Below are 13,341 nucleotides of genomic sequence, written 5' to 3'. Positions count from 1 at the left end.
GCGATCGCACTTATCAAAAAAAGTGCGATCGCCAATGTTTAGTTAACCGAAGTTGCCGCGAAAGTTACCATTTATAACGCGCTGGTGACGAAATTGGAAGGGCGGCAGGTCGCGGATAAACGGTGACTATTTCCACTGCGATCGAACACAACCTCAAACTTAACGTGAGGTATAGTTTGTCGCAAAAACTGAAAATGCCCGTCTGCATCTGAACGACTGCGGAAGCGGGCAACAATAATCCATTGCTGAGTCGGTAACAAACGGGCGATCGCCCAACAGCACAAGCGTTCTTTGTACGTCATAATAGAATCCGTCTCCAGTGAATTGTTGGAGCCAGAGCCAGCCCGGAACCTTGGACAGTAAGGGGCTGGCTTTTGACTGTTTACAGGTCGCATCATAACACATTATGACGTACAATAATATAAAATGACTTAAAATGAAATATTTTTATCGGTTTTAACTCAAAACAGCGTAAGATGGACTGTATTGAAATGTTTTGCAGTACAACGAAATGGCTTCACGGGGACGAGTTACCGCATACCTACCAGAGGAAATTCAAAAAGCTCTGGAAGAATGGGCAGAAGAAGAAAGCAGATCCGTCAGCAGTTTGACAACGTACCTGCTGACGAAATCTGTTAGAGAACGCCAAGAGCAGAAAAAAGATAAATCAGAAAGCGCTCGCCCTTAAGAACGATCGCCCGCAATCCCATCCGCGTCCATCCGCCTACATCTGCGGTTAAAAAAAGAACCATCGCCTCAAAAAAATAAGGTGGGCCGCAGCCCACCCTATCCAAATTATTTGGCAGTCACCAACTGAGCCGGCAGCCGCTTAAACGCCAACCTTTCATTCTCGATATCCACAAAAATGGTATCGCCATCGGCAAAATCTCCCCGCAAAATACCCTTGGCCATTTGCGTTTCCAACTCGCGCTGAATTCCTCGCTTCAAAGGTCGCGCACCGTAAACCGGATCGTAACCAATTTCTGCTAAGAAGTCGATCGCAGATTCCGACAATTTCAGAGACATTTTGCGATCGGCTAACCGTTTTTCCAACCGCTTAACTTGCAACAGCACAATCTGCCGCAGTTCGGCCTTACTCAAACCGTGGAAGATAATCATCTCATCAATCCGGTTCAAGAATTCCGGGCGGAAAGTTCCCCGCATCGCTTCCATCACCCGACTCCGCATTTCTTCGTTATCTCCCGCCACATCTAAGATGTATTGAGAGCCAACATTCGATGTCATAATAATCACAGAATTCTTAAAGTCTACTGTGTGACCTTGAGCATCGGTAACGCGGCCGTCATCCAGAATTTGCAGCATGATGTTGAATACATCCGGGTGCGCTTTCTCAATTTCATCGAATAGAATCACGGAGTAAGGACGGCGGCGCACAGCCTCAGTTAATTGTCCGCCTTCATCGTAGCCAACGTATCCCGGAGGCGCACCAATTAACCGTGAAACCGCGTGTTTCTCCATGTATTCCGACATATCAATTCGCACGATCGCTTCTTCCGTGTCGAACAGATAAGACGCTAATGCTTTGGCTAATTCGGTTTTGCCAACACCCGTGGGGCCGAGGAAGATAAAACTTGCAACCGGACGATTTGGATCGGCTAAACCTGCGCGCGATCGCTGAATTGCATCTGCAACCGCCGTCACTGCTTCATCCTGTCCAATTACCCGCTTGTGCAGTTCATCTTCCAAGTGCAGAAGTTTCTGCATTTCCGATTCAACCAACTTGCTGATCGGAATTCCCGTCCACTTAGAAATAATCTCGGCAATGTCGGATTCGGTGACTTCTTCCCGCAGCAGAGTTTGACCTGTGGTTTGAGTTGCTGTCAGTTGAGTTTCCGCTTCTTGCAGTTGTTTTTGCAACTGAGTTAACGTGCCGTATTTCAACTCAGCAGCGCGGTTCAGGTCATATTTTAATTCAGATTGTTGAATTTCAATATTCACCTTATCAATCTGTTCTTTAATCTTTTGAATGCTGCCGATGACACCTTTTTCCGATTGCCACTGGGCATTCAAAGCGTTTTGCTGTTCCTTGAGGTTGGCTAAGTCTTTTTCCAGTCTTTCCAAACGTTCGATCGAAGCCAGGTTACTTTCTTTTTGCAGCGACAGTCTTTCCATTTCTAGCTGCAAAATCCTGCGATCGATTTCGTCTAGTTCTTCCGGCTTGGAGGTAATCTCCATTTTGAGTTTAGCGGCTGCTTCGTCCACTAAGTCAATGGCTTTGTCTGGCAGGAAGCGATCGCTAATATATCGAGTAGACAAAGTAGCCGCCGCCACTAGGGCGCTGTCAGAAATTTTCACGCCGTGGTGAACTTCGTAGCGTTCTTTCAAGCCCCGCAAAATCGAGACAGTATCTTCAACTGTCGGTTGGTCAACATAAACTTGTTGAAAACGGCGTTCTAGTGCCGCATCTTTTTCGAGGTACTTGCGGTATTCGTCGAGAGTTGTAGCGCCGATACAGCGCAATTCTCCCCTCGCTAACATTGGTTTTAGCAAGTTGCCGGCATCCATCGAGCCTTGAGTTGCGCCGGCACCGACAACGGTGTGAATTTCATCAATAAATAAGATGACTTTGCCGTTGCTGTCGGTAACTTCTTTGAGCACCGCTTTCAAGCGTTCTTCAAATTCTCCTCGGAATTTTGCGCCGGCAATTAACGCGCCCATATCTAAGCTAATTAATTGTCTGTCTTTGAGAGATTGGGGCACATCTCCGGTGATAATTCGCTGGGCGAGTCCTTCGGCGATCGCAGTTTTGCCGACTCCCGGTTCCCCAATCAATACCGGATTATTTTTGGTACGACGGCTCAAAATTTGAATCGTGCGGCGGATTTCGTCATCCCGTCCAATTACCGGATCGAGTTTGCCTTGACGCGCTGCTTCTGTCAAATCTCGGCCGTATTTTTCCAGCGCTTCGTATTTGCCTTCTGGATTTTGATCGGTCACTTTGTTCTTCCCCCGGACTTGGGTAATGATATCTTTGAGCTTGGCTTCATCTAGTTTAAATTCTTGTAGTAGGTTTTTGCCAAAACGATCGTCCTTAACGTAACCTAGTATCAAATGCTCGATCGAAATAAATTCATCGCCGTAGTCTTTGCGATAAGTTTCGGCGCGATCGAGCAAAGTGTCGAGAGAACGGCCTAGATAAACGTTGCCGCCGCTTCCTGAGATTTTCGGCTGGCGGCTGATAAACTCATCAGTGCGATCGCGCAATTTTGCTACAGCAACTCCCGCTTTGTTAAATAAGCTGCTAGCGAGCCCCGATTCTTGTTCCAGCAAAGCTTTCATCAAATGTTCGCTTTCTAGCTGCTGCTGCTGGGCTGCTTTGACGATTTCGGGGGTGCGGGCGAGCGCTTCCCAGGCTTTTTCGGTAAATTGGTTTGGATTATTCGGTTGCATAAATTTTAATTCCCTGCATTAAAAATGATGACTGCTGTAGAGGCAATTGCTCGATCGCCCGTACAATTGTCATTGTAGGGAGTTGCGGAGGGCGATCGGATCGGTGTTCCCCTCTCTGTAGATAGGTATTTCCGTCCTTTGTCGCAGTCTCTGGCAGCCAAAAGCAAAGTGTCGCCCCTAAAAGTTGCACTCTTGGATAAAAGCAACTCTCAAATTAAAAATGCTTTCTAGTGCCACTTGAAAAAACTGCACATTCTTAAACAGTCTCTTGCGGAAAATGGAGAAACACTCATGTAAATAGGAGAGAGGACTTGATAAGCGTCACAGTCCTATAGCTAAACCCAAAGCGTTATTGTTTTACGCATCAATAACAGCCGCTATAACTCTCACACCTGGAAAATATAGCTATGAAAATTTTACCTTTAATTTCGTTAGGAATTATAGCAAGTGCCGCGATGGCAGTCGCCCCTGAAGCTTTGGCAAGTACCTGGCGTGCCGCACACCGGATGTCGGGTTTTTCCGCCAACAGCAATTACTACTTGTATCTAGAAAGTTCCAGAGATACAGGAGCGGGAATTCCCAAAGCAAAATTGCAAATTGTCCAAGTTGCTGCAAATTCCTGCATCAAAAATGGGTGTATCCAAACTCAATATGGCGAGCCAGACTCCAATAAAAGCACTAAAATGGCAGAAGATGACTTGCTTAAAAAAAGTTGGAATAGCAGGGAAACTTTGAAGTTAGCTCCTCCTCAAGCTGGAACTAAACTCAACATTATTTCTCGTACTCCCGGAGCCAATGGAAGCGAGACAGTCGCCGTCAAAGTCAATACAGCAAAGCCTTTACAAATTCGCCTGGAACAGCGGCAAAAAAATGCTTCTCCTGGCAAAGAAAGCGCGGCAATGCGTCTTGTAATTAATCATAACGGTCGGCAGCGTGTCCTCGGATCGCTGAACAATTTTCAAGATTGGGTGTTCTCTTATTCAATCCGAGAAGTTCGTTTGTCTCCGAACGGGCGCAATGTCGTTGTCCTGGTGGACAAGACAGAACGCACTTTTGAAGGAGTCTTGAAAACTACTGTTGTACAAGGCTTTGTTCTGTAGGCTTGCTATATTCCCAGGTTTTGACCTGGGAATTATCAAAACTTACGCAGAACCCCTATATGTAAGGTACACACGGCCCACCTACAGATAGAGTCTGTGCGTCAGTCCCGATCGGGTTGTTAATTATTCTTTATTTTGATAATTGATATATAGCAACCGCTTTCGTCGGCGCCGGAGGCAAGGCGTAGGACATCCAAGGGTCGCCAGAACGTAAACAATCTCTCCCGATCTAATTGTTTGCGGATGCGACTCCCCGGCCAACACTCTTCTTTGTTCAATTCTGTTCAAATCAGGGGAGTACGGCGGTAAATACAACAATCTACACCCTACACTTTGAATCAATTCCTCAATTCGACCACCTTTATGAAACGTGGCATTATCCATCACCACCACCTGTCCTGTCACAAGTGTTGGCAGTAAACTTGTTTAAGGCCAAATTTCAAAAACTGTTCGATTACACGCTCCAACGACGGTAAAAGGGGCGGCGGAGGTTCGGACAAGACAGATTGGCGGGGTTGTTGGGGATCGCAGAAACTGTTTCTCGATCGGCAACAACCATTTTTGGGCTTCTCAGAAAAATTGAAGTTTGCTCAGTTCGCTGTTGCTTTCTTGTGAAGCAAGCGCTAAAAATAGGTTGCGAAAATGCAATAACTGTGCCTATTAATGCCAAGGATTGTTTGCCAATTTTAATCATGTTCCCTGAGTAAAAGTGATTTCACAAATGACCACTTTACTATCTCTAGACCGAGATGAAATCTTCAGAACCGATGAGATTGGGAGCAACACCTATCAAAGAAGCTAAAACTTCACCGCTGCTGGCTACTGTAATTAATGTGCCGTCAGTTCCCGGCGAAATTGATAGCTGTCCGAAGGTCAAGCCATTGATTAGTTGCACGGTATCTTGAGAGTTGGCGAAATCAGCAATTGTATCCACTCCCAATCCGGCACCTAAAACAAAGACATCGTTGCCCCCGCCGCCGGCTAGAATATCGTTTCCCAAACCGCCGTTGAGAGTGTCAAAACCTTTGCCGCCATTCAGGACATCCCTGCCGTCCCCCCCGACAAGGATATCGTTGCCTCGCAAACCCATAAGTACGTCATTCCCTTCCACACCGTTGAGGATGTCGTTGCCGCTGGTGCCAGTCAAAATGTCGTTGTCGGGACTGCCGTTGATGGTGTTATCAGGAGGGTTATTGCCTGGAGTGCTACCGGTGTCAGAAACAAAGACATCGAGGCGGCTATTGAAAGTAAAGTTAGTATCCCCCGGTACGAGGTTACTAGCCTCAGATGAAAACGCTACTCTCTGCCCATCTGCAGAGATGGAGGGCTCAAAAGACCCGTTGTTCCCCTGATTACCGGCTGAGTCAACTGAGACGCGGGTGGTGGTATTTGTCAACAAGTCCCGCACGAAGATGTCGTGGCTATTGTTACTATCCCCCGGCACGAGGTTGGAGGCATTAGAAGAAAACGCCACAAACCTCCCGTTGGCTGAGACGGAGGGGCTGAAGACGGAGGAATCGTTCGCCTGATTGCCGGCTGAGTCAACAGAGACGCGAGTGGTGGTATTGGCTAGCGTGTCCCGCACGAAGATGTCGTGTCTATTGTTAGTATCCCCCGGCACGAGGTTGGTAGCATTAGAAGAAAATGCCACCAACCGCCCGTCGGCTGAGATGGAGGGTTCGCCGAACCCATTATTCCCCTGATTACCTGCTGAGCCAACAGAAACGCGGGTGGTGGTATTCGTCAACAAATCCCGCACGAAGATGTCGGTGTTATTGTTAGTGTCCCCCGGTACGAGGTTTGTGGCCTCAGACCTAAATGCCACAAACCGCCCGTTGGCTGAGATGGAGGGTTCGCCGGAATACTTGTTTCCCTGATTGCCTGCTGAGTCAACTGAGACGCGGGTGGTGGTATTCATCAACAAGTCTCGCACGAAGATGTGGCCGCTATTGTTAGTGTCCCCCGGCACGAGGTTTGTGGCATAAGAGAAAAATGCCACAAACCGCCCGCCGGCTGAGATGGAGGGATTGCTGGAATACTTGTTCCCCTGATTACCTGCTGAGTCAACTGAGACGTGGGTGGTAGTATTCGTCAACAAGTCCCGCACGAAGATGTCGTTTGTATTGTTAGTGTCCCCCGGTACGAGGTTTGTGGCACCAGACTCAAACGCCACAAACCGCCCGTCGGCTGAGAGGGAGGGATCGCCGGAATACTTGTTCCCCTGATTGCCTGCTGAGTCAACTGAGACACTGGTCGTGGTATTGGCTAGCGTGTCGTGCACAAAGACATCACTACTAGCGTTAGTGTCCCCCGGCACGAGGTTGGATGCTGGAGATCCAAACGCCACAAACCGCCCGTCGGACGAAATGGAAGGATCGGAGGTTACCGATGGATTTTGATTGGCCTGATTGCCTGCTGAGTCAACTGAGACGCGAGTAATATTCATAAGCCCTGATATTTCAATAGTCCGAACTGTTTTTATTTCGTAGTCTGAAACCCGGGATTTTTCGTTGATAGCTCGATTGCCTTAGAGCCTTGAAACCCTTATTCTACGGCTGGTAATCAAAAACTGTCCGAAGTATTGATATTTAAGAGTACAACTTTGGAGATGGGTTTTGCGATCGCACGGCAAGTGGGGCTATTTACACTTTATGCCCTAACCACCTTGGCGGTTGCTATAACTATAAACCTTATAGTTAAATCAGTAAAACGTATACTGGGTAAGGGTTAGGTAAGAAAACTACCCTTCAACCAAATACTGATATTTCTACCTTTTTATGAATGTTTCAATCTCTATAGGGTTGCAGGGTAAGACTAAGTGGGAAAACTCAAACTCTAGACCGAGATGAAATCTTCAGAACCCATGAGATTGGGAGCAACACCTATCAAAGAAGCTAAAACTTCACCGCTGCCAGCTACTGTAATTAATGTGCCGTCAGTTCCCGGCGAAATCGATAGCTGTCGGAAGGTCAAACCATTGATTAATTGCACGGTATCTTGAGAGTTGGCGAAATCAGCGATCGTATCAACTCCCAACCCGGCACCTAAAACAAAGACATCGTTGCCCCCGCCGCCGACTAGAATATCGTTTCCCAAACCGCCGTTGAGAGTGTCAAAACCTTTGCCGCCATTCAGGACATCCCTGCCGTCGCCCCCGACAAGGATATCGTTGCCCCGCAAGCCGGTGAGTACGTCATTCCCTTCCACAGCGTTGATGATATCGTTGCCGCTGGTGCCAGTCAGGAGGTCGTTGCCGTCCGTGCCGTTGATGTTGTTATTAGGAGGGTTATTGTCTGGAGTGTTGCCGATGTCAGAAACAAAGACATCGAAGGTATTGTTAGTATCTCCCGGCACGAGGTTGGAAGCCTCTGAATCAAACGCTACTCTCCGCCCATCGGCTGAGATGGAGGGGTCGAAGGAGGAATTGTTCCCCTGATTGCCTGCTGAATCTACAGAGACGCGGGTGGTGGTATTGGTGAGCGTGTCCCGCACGAAAATGTCGCCGTAATTGTTAGTGTCCCCCGGCACGAGGTTGGAGGCTGAAGAAGCAAACGCCACAAACCGCCCGTTGGCCGAGATGGACGGGTCGTAGAAAGAGCTATCGTTGCCCTGATTGCCTGCTGAGTCTACAGAGACGCGGGTGGTGGTATTGGTGAGCGTGTCCCGCACGAAGATGTCGTAGGTGTCGTTAGTATCCCCCGGCACGAGGTTGGAGGCATTAGAGTCAAATGTCACAAACCGCCCGTCGGCTGAGATGGAGGGGCTGTCGGAGCCACTGTTTCCCTGATTGCCTGCTGAATCTACTGACACGCGGGTGGTTGTATTGGTGAGCGTGTCCCGCACGAAGATGTCAGGTTTATCGTTGGTATCCCCCGGCACGAGGTTGGAGGAATATGATTGAAACGCGACAAACCTCCCGTCGGCTGAGATGGAGGGGCTGGAGGAGCCGCTGACTGTCAATTGGTCTAAGGAGGTATTGTTCCCCTGATTGCCTGCCGAGTCTACAGAGACGCGGGTGGTGGTATTGGTGAGCGTGTCCCGCACGAAGATGTCGTAGGTTTCGTTAGTATCCCCGGGCACAAAGTCGGCGGAAGCTGAATAAAACGCCACAAACCTCCCGTCGGCTGAGATGGAGGGGCCGCTGGAACCCTTGTACAGCTCAGTGTCCGCCTGATTGCCTGCCGAATCTAGAGAGACGCGGGTGGTGGTATTAGTGAGCGTGTCCCGCACGAAGATGTCAGGGTTATCGTTAGTATCCCCCGGCACGAGGTTGGTGGCATCTGAATGAAACGCCACAAACCGCCCGTCGGTTGAGATGGAGGGGCTGAAGGAGTCTGCATTCGCCTGATTGCCTGCTGAGTCAACTGAGACGCGGGTGATGGTATTGGTGAGCGTGTCCCGCACAAAGATGTCTCGGTGATTGTTAGTATCTCCCGGCACGAGGTTGGTGGCATAAGAATAAAACGCCACAAACCGCCCGTCGGGCGAAATGGAAGGAGAGGTCAAGGAGAAGGGGCCTTGATTGCCCTGATTGCCTGCTGAGTCAACTGAGACGCGAGTAATATTCATAAGCCCTGATATTTCAATAGTCTGGATGTTTTTATTTCGTAGTCTGAAACCCTTGATTTTCCGTTAGTAGCTCGATTGCCTTGGAGCCTTGAAATATTCTACGGTTGGTAATCAAAAACTGTCCGAAGCATTGATATTTAAAAGTGCAACTTTGGAGATGGGTTTTGCGATCGCACGGCAATTGAGGCTACTTACATTTTATGCCCTAACCACATTGGCGGTTGCTATATCAATACCTTTTAAAATTTCCCTCTTCCTTCCTCTTTCTTTTTCCTTGAATATCTGCCTCCTGACTATTGACGAATGCTCAATCATTAATCCGTGTATCCCTGTCAAAATCCATATTTTGCCTGACCCAAAGCATCCAGGATACAAGCCCCCGGATTCATCGGTGGAGAAATAAAAAACCTGTCTCCGATAAACAAGCCCCCGAATTTATCCGTGGGGTCAATGCTTCAATCTAAAATCTAAAATCTAAAATCTAAAATCGATTGACTTCATGCCTGCATTACCACCCGTTCCGGGAGACTGACAATAAAAGTTGAACCTTTACCGTCCTCGCTTTCGACGCTAATTTCGCCGCCGAGAATTTGACACAAACGCTGGCTAATTGTCAATCCCAAACCCGTGCCTCCGTACTTGCGGGTAGTCGAGGCATCAGCTTGAATAAAAGGTTTAAATATCTGCTCTAATTGCTCGTTTGTCATCCCAATGCCGGTGTCGCTGACTCTAAAAATTAAGACTTGAGAACTGTAGTTTGAACCCGAGTAAAAATCATTATTTTTATTTTGTTTCGTCGGTCTGGATTTTTCAATTATAATTCTTTCGACGCCGATAGTAATGACCCCTTTTTCGGTAAATTTGGCAGCATTGCTGAGCAAATTGAGGAGAATTTGCCGCACTTTCGGTTGGTCGGCGTACATTGTGCCGAGTTCGCCTTTGGTTTTCAGTGCTAAAGCATTGCCTTTTTTCTCTACTAGCGGTTGAGCCGTAGTCATCACTTCTTCAATCATGGTCGCCACGTCGAAGTTTTCTAAATAAAGGGTGACGTGACCTGCTTCTATTTTAGAAATGTCGAGGATGTCGCTGATCATGTCGAGCAGGTGTTTGCCTGCGGTTTGAATTTTTTCTAAGTCGGGGAGAAAATCTTCGGAACCGGAATCTTGAGCATCTTCTTGCAGCATTTCGCTGTAGTTGATGATGGCATTGAGGGGGGTGCGGAGTTCGTGGCTCATGTTGGCGAGAAATGCACTTTTGGAACGGTTGGCAGCTTCGGCTGCTACTTTTGCTTCGTGCAAGTCTTCTGTATATTCTGCTACCCGCTGAATGAGTTCGTTGAGCGCAACTGCCAGCATTCCCACTTCGTCAGAGGTAGTGACGGGTACTTGCAAATCAAAGTTTGATTCTTCGGTAACTCGCTGGGCGATGAGGGTGGTGGCTTCTAAGGGGCGGGCGATCGCCCGGCTGGTGTATGCTGCCAGTAGGGCTGCGATACCGGCGGATACTGCTAGAGAGCAAACCAGAATCAGAGTTCCAAGTTTTTCTGCTTTCTCGTAGGTTCTAAATGCCTCGTCTGCTTTATCGCCAAAGTTACCGGCCAGTTGGGCTGAATCCTCGGAAAACTCTTTGAGTTTCAAAGCCGTTTCGCCAGCCACAAAATTGTTCAAGTTCTGCCCCAATGCCTGCTGCTGCTTCGGATTCAAAGCAGATAATTTCGCCGTAGCCAACAATTTTTGTACTTGTTGAAAGTATGATTCTACGGTTTTGCCGTTGACTTGAGCGAACTGTTGAAGCTGTTGGTAGTCTTTGGCAATCTCGGGATTCTTCGTCGGCGACGGGGTTTGCAGTTGTTCGAGGATGCCGCTCATCTGAGCAACGCGAGCCAGGAATTCCGAGCGTTGGCGATCGAAAATTTGCGGTTTGCCCGTCAGACTCGCCAGCTCTTGCTGCTGAATTCTGACTTCCTGCACCGTATTAGCGAGGTTTGTCAGGATTTCCGCTTTATCTCGGTCAAACGCTAGTTTTTCTCTAACTTGCTGTTTGTGATAGGATTCTACACCCCGTCCCGCCACAGCACCTAAAACGGCAATACCAATGACCAAGGCGTATCCGCAGCCGATTTTCTGCCTGATACCTAAGCGGCCCAACAGACTTTTCAACCCTATTTGAGGACGGTTCTGCAGTTGATTTTTCAAAGCTAAGGTTAAAGACATGGGCAATGTACTCGTCACCTTTGAGAGGCACCATCTATATTCTAATTGATGCCTGCCGGAGGGTAAATAAAGTTCTGGCTTCGGACTAGGTTTCGGCAGTTATTGGGTCTTTGCAGAGTTCCACAGCTCGATCGGCTTGACACTTTGGAGCAGTTATGCGTAACAAATTATAGCAGAAGGAATAAGGCTCTTTGGCTGCCTTCGGCTCCCTTCGCTTCGGCGATACGAACGGGCTAGTCGCTCAGAGTAAAAAAAAGCAAGAAGGAAGAAGCAGTCAAAGACATAGTTTCAGTCATTAAGAACGTACTCACCGTCGGGCGTGGTTGCGATATAAGTCGCGAGTTATAAGTTGCAAGTTATGAGTTAGATTTCTGATTGAAAACTCTACTCTACTCGCAACCCACAACTCTATCGCTGTTACCCTACTGGCAAAGTCGAAATTGTGCTATCTCAGCAGGAATTCTTGAAGCATTAGGTACGCTCGCAGAGGCAGGAACGAAAATTCCCAGGCCGTAACTGCAACCCTCAGCCGTCGTGCATTCGCCCGGTTTAGCACTGATTTGATATTCGCCTTGGGATGGGGGAGTAAAAGAGATTGAGGCCAGTTCGCCTGTTTTTTGACTCGCAGCTATTTCCTGCCCGCTGGCATCCTTGAGAGATAAGTTTAAATCCTGGCAATTTCCGTCGCAAGTGGCAACAAAAACATACTCCACATTAGGATGCAGCGTGGCTCTAAAAGGAGATGAAACTTGCTTGCGAACTTGACCCAGCAACGGCACAAATACTAACTTTTGACCGTTGCTTTTCCGCTGGTCAACTTCTGTTTTCAAGCGACAAATAACCGTTTTTTGGTTGTCGGTCAGTTCTTGAGCAATCGCATTTCCTACAATTGCAGTACCCAGGATCAGCGCAAGGCCGGAAATAACCAGATGTTTGAAATTCATTGATGTCCCTTAAAGTTAATTTTGGGTGATTGCAATAGATCGCTTTTGTCAGCAGTCTATTAGTTTATCTGGAGCCTATCACATTTGTTGACTTTTCCGAAAAAACAGGTCGGAGAAAAGTGCGATCGAACTCATGTCTGGTTTTAGATGAATCTGGCGTCAGCTATCGCCGAAACTCCACAGATTGCAGACCGTAGGAGCAGAACGTCGTCCTGATTGTATTGTACTAAATTAGGACGATCGGCATCGGTATCTAGAAACCCGCTTTCTGGGCCGATGCGGAGCAGCTAAACCTAAGATTTATAGTATAGACGGGGTTTAACAAAACCTGAGTAAGTCCCAGACTGTAAATGTCTGATACAGGTTCCCATATTCCACCCCAACAACATAATCCTGTCCCTGTCAATATACAAATCGGTTGAAACTTGTGGCTATACTAGACTAACAAAACTCCCAAGGCAAGAGTTAGCTCGTACTCCTACAACTTTCCTTCTTTTTACCGGATCACGAAGTCGAAGGGACTTCTTCCCATCATTTATCACTGTTCCGAAATTTCCACGCAGGAACAAACTTAGAATCTCCCCAAACGCCGCGACGCTTTTTCTTAGCTTCGGCTTCCGCTTGTTCCAGAATACTTGCACTCGGACAGTTTTTCAAGTAAGGACGGTAAACCATTGCTAATCCCTCGCGGATCAAAACTTCTTGGGCAAATGTACCGTTTGGCAACCGAACTTCGCTAACTTTGCGACCGTAGCGGTCAGTATCGGTGACGGTCAAAACAACGCGACCCCCCCCTTGTTTGACGAGCTGCTGCATTTTTTGGTGCGCTAAATTTCCCCACTTAAATTGATTTTTTAGTGCTGATGCTTTGCTATTTTTCTCAGCATTTGTGTGCGCGACTTCCGGTGCATCTACACAGGCAAAACGCACTTTTATATCTTTCCCGGCGGCATCGCTAGCGACAAGAGTGTCGCCGTCGCTGACTCGCTTGACAGCATAGTTGTTGGGCGCTAACTTTTGGGGACACCCGAATAGTAGCAATAGCAGAGCAACTGCACTTAAGGTTTTTATTTTTGGGAAAATGGCGATTTTAGGTTGGCTCAT

Annotated in this window: 11 protein-coding genes; 2 read left to right on the top strand and 9 right to left on the bottom strand. The window is 47.8% G+C overall.

What is annotated here, in order from left to right:
- Nucleotides 1–71: 71 nt before the first annotated feature.
- Entirely contained in the window at nucleotides 72–302 is a 231-nt protein-coding gene (locus D0A34_03325) for a hypothetical protein (GenBank protein UNU18025.1), read from the bottom strand.
- Nucleotides 303–511: 209 nt separating this feature from the next.
- Here D0A34_03325 and D0A34_03320 point away from each other — a divergent pair, with 209 nt between their 5' ends.
- Nucleotides 512–688, top strand: a complete 177-nt coding sequence (locus tag D0A34_03320) for a hypothetical protein (GenBank protein UNU18024.1) — start codon at nucleotides 512–514, stop codon at nucleotides 686–688.
- Between the two features lie 107 nt (nucleotides 689–795).
- Here D0A34_03320 and clpB read toward each other — a convergent pair whose 3' ends face one another.
- Nucleotides 796–3,411 carry an ATP-dependent chaperone ClpB gene (gene clpB / locus D0A34_03315; GenBank protein ID UNU18023.1) on the bottom strand — a complete coding sequence of 872 codons (2,616 nt, stop codon included), beginning with the start codon at nucleotides 3,409–3,411 and terminating at the stop codon, nucleotides 796–798.
- Between the two features lie 407 nt (nucleotides 3,412–3,818).
- Here clpB and D0A34_03310 point away from each other — a divergent pair, with 407 nt between their 5' ends.
- Entirely contained in the window at nucleotides 3,819–4,511 is a 693-nt protein-coding gene (locus D0A34_03310) for a DUF2259 domain-containing protein (protein ID UNU18022.1), read from the top strand.
- Nucleotides 4,512–4,634: 123 nt separating this feature from the next.
- Here the strand turns inward: D0A34_03310 and D0A34_03305 are convergent, their stop codons facing one another.
- The 7 genes from D0A34_03305 to D0A34_03275 form a co-directional block, all read right to left on the bottom strand.
- Nucleotides 4,635–4,916: a hypothetical protein gene (locus tag D0A34_03305; GenBank protein ID UNU18021.1), complete on the bottom strand. Its 282-nt coding sequence runs from the start codon at nucleotides 4,914–4,916 to the stop codon at nucleotides 4,635–4,637.
- Between the two features lie 49 nt (nucleotides 4,917–4,965).
- Nucleotides 4,966–5,205 carry a hypothetical protein gene (locus D0A34_03300; protein UNU18020.1) on the bottom strand — a complete coding sequence of 80 codons (240 nt, stop codon included), beginning with the start codon at nucleotides 5,203–5,205 and terminating at the stop codon, nucleotides 4,966–4,968.
- Between the two features lie 45 nt (nucleotides 5,206–5,250).
- Entirely contained in the window at nucleotides 5,251–6,957 is a 1,707-nt protein-coding gene (locus D0A34_03295) for a calcium-binding protein (GenBank protein UNU18019.1), read from the bottom strand.
- A 389-nt stretch (nucleotides 6,958–7,346) separates the two neighbouring features.
- Nucleotides 7,347–9,080, bottom strand: a complete 1,734-nt coding sequence (locus D0A34_03290) for a calcium-binding protein (protein UNU18018.1) — start codon at nucleotides 9,078–9,080, stop codon at nucleotides 7,347–7,349.
- A 497-nt stretch (nucleotides 9,081–9,577) separates the two neighbouring features.
- Nucleotides 9,578–11,293, bottom strand: a complete 1,716-nt coding sequence (locus D0A34_03285; protein UNU18017.1) for a HAMP domain-containing protein — start codon at nucleotides 11,291–11,293, stop codon at nucleotides 9,578–9,580.
- Nucleotides 11,294–11,715: 422 nt separating this feature from the next.
- Complete coding sequence (locus D0A34_03280) at nucleotides 11,716–12,237, bottom strand: hypothetical protein (GenBank protein ID UNU18016.1); 522 nt, start codon at nucleotides 12,235–12,237, stop codon at nucleotides 11,716–11,718.
- Between the two features lie 531 nt (nucleotides 12,238–12,768).
- Nucleotides 12,769–13,341, bottom strand: a complete 573-nt coding sequence (locus D0A34_03275; GenBank protein ID UNU18015.1) for a thermonuclease family protein — start codon at nucleotides 13,339–13,341, stop codon at nucleotides 12,769–12,771.

The organism is Microcoleus vaginatus PCC 9802, assembly GCA_022701275.1.
Classification (GTDB): Bacteria; Cyanobacteriota; Cyanobacteriia; order Cyanobacteriales; family Microcoleaceae; genus Microcoleus; species Microcoleus vaginatus_A.
Note: the sequence above shows the minus strand (reverse complement) of the source record. Positions and strands in the feature narration are given on the sequence as shown.

What these genes read in the sequence shown, in the direction of transcription:
- D0A34_03320 (UNU18024.1), top strand. Translation starts at nt 512, where the DNA reads ATGGCTTCACGGGGACGAGTTACCGCATACCTACCAGAGGAAATTCAA.
- D0A34_03310 (UNU18022.1), top strand. Translation starts at nt 3,819, where the DNA reads ATGAAAATTTTACCTTTAATTTCGTTAGGAATTATAGCAAGTGCCGCG.
- D0A34_03325 (UNU18025.1), bottom strand. Translation starts at nt 302, where the DNA reads ATGACGTACAAAGAACGCTTGTGCTGTTGGGCGATCGCCCGTTTGTTA.
- D0A34_03285 (UNU18017.1), bottom strand. Translation starts at nt 11,293, where the DNA reads ATGTCTTTAACCTTAGCTTTGAAAAATCAACTGCAGAACCGTCCTCAA.
- D0A34_03275 (UNU18015.1), bottom strand. Translation starts at nt 13,341, where the DNA reads ATGAGCCAACCTAAAATCGCCATTTTCCCAAAAATAAAAACCTTAAGT.
- D0A34_03300 (UNU18020.1), bottom strand. Translation starts at nt 5,205, where the DNA reads ATGATTAAAATTGGCAAACAATCCTTGGCATTAATAGGCACAGTTATT.
- clpB (UNU18023.1), bottom strand. Translation starts at nt 3,411, where the DNA reads ATGCAACCGAATAATCCAAACCAATTTACCGAAAAAGCCTGGGAAGCG.
- D0A34_03295 (UNU18019.1), bottom strand. Translation starts at nt 6,957, where the DNA reads ATGAATATTACTCGCGTCTCAGTTGACTCAGCAGGCAATCAGGCCAAT.
- D0A34_03290 (UNU18018.1), bottom strand. Translation starts at nt 9,080, where the DNA reads ATGAATATTACTCGCGTCTCAGTTGACTCAGCAGGCAATCAGGGCAAT.
- D0A34_03280 (UNU18016.1), bottom strand. Translation starts at nt 12,237, where the DNA reads ATGAATTTCAAACATCTGGTTATTTCCGGCCTTGCGCTGATCCTGGGT.